This window comes from Paractinoplanes ferrugineus, assembly GCF_016862195.1.
Classification (GTDB): domain Bacteria; phylum Actinomycetota; class Actinomycetes; order Mycobacteriales; family Micromonosporaceae; genus Actinoplanes; species Actinoplanes ferrugineus.
Genome location: NZ_BOMM01000119.1, coordinates 1 through 1,059, shown reverse-complemented (window position 1 = coordinate 1,059; position 1,059 = coordinate 1). Strand labels below are relative to the sequence as shown.

The 1,059-nt window shown below is 62.9% G+C and carries 1 protein-coding gene; it reads left to right on the top strand.

The annotated features are described in order from the left end of the window. The first annotated feature begins 143 nt into the window (after positions 1–143). The gene (locus tag Afe05nite_RS43495; RefSeq protein WP_203823222.1) at positions 144–1,037 is read left to right on the top strand and encodes an IS982 family transposase; all 894 of its coding nucleotides are present in this window, start codon (positions 144–146) and stop codon (positions 1,035–1,037) included. Positions 1,038–1,059 lie beyond the last annotated feature (22 nt).

Below are 1,059 nucleotides of genomic sequence, written 5' to 3'. Positions count from 1 at the left end.
CTAGATGAGTAATTCCTAAGTCGTTGAGCGGCTGAGACGACCGACGACTGTGCGCGTGACTACTAGACGGTTGGTCTCGTCGAGTGCACTCAACGGTCGAATAGTTGGCCGGCGTAAAGGTGAAGGGTGTCGATGATCTGTTTGTGACGACAGACATCCACACCCTTCTCACCGCACTCTACGTGAAGATCGACGACTGGCTCGGCAAGCCACGGCGGACCGGCCGGCCACCGAAACTGTCCGACGCCGAACTGATCACCATGGCCGTCGCCCAGGCCCTGCTCGGCATCCGATCCGAAGCCCGCTGGCTGCGGTTTCTCCCCACCCACCTACCCGGCGCGTTTCCGTACCTGCCCGGGCAATCCGGCTACAACAAACGCCTACGCGCCGCCCTGCCGCTGTTGAAGAAGGCGATCCGGCTGGTCGCTGCGGACACCGACCTCTGGTTCGACGACGTGTGGGTCACCGATTCCACCCCGGTCGAGTGCGGTCGATCGAGACCCACCGTGAAACGCTCCGACCTGGCGGGCTGGGCCGTCTATGGCTACTGCTCGTCACACTCACGGTTCTTCTGGGGTCTGCGACTACATCTGATCTGCACACCATCAGGCCTACCGATCGCCTGGTCATTGGCCGATGCGAAAGCCGACGACCGCCAGGTCCTGGCTGCGGCGCTGGAAGAAGATCCTGCCCTGCTCGCCGCCCGACCCGGTCAGCTGATCATCGCGGACAAGGGATACATCTCCGCCGAACTCGACCGCTGGCTGGCCGAACGCGGAGCCCGGTTACTGCGCCCGTCCTACCGCAACCGGACCCCACGATCCGGGGAGCACCTGCTCAAACCCGTACGCCAACTGATCGAGTCGGTCAACGACACGCTGAAAGGCCAACTCGACCTCGAACTACACGGTGGCCGCAGCATCGAAGGCGTCGGAGCTCGCGTAGCTCAGCGCCTCCTCGCCATGACCGCCGCAATCTGGCACAACCGTGCCACCGGACAGTCCTTGACCAGGTCATTGATCGCATACGACCACTGACCTCAGTTAGGACTTACTCGTC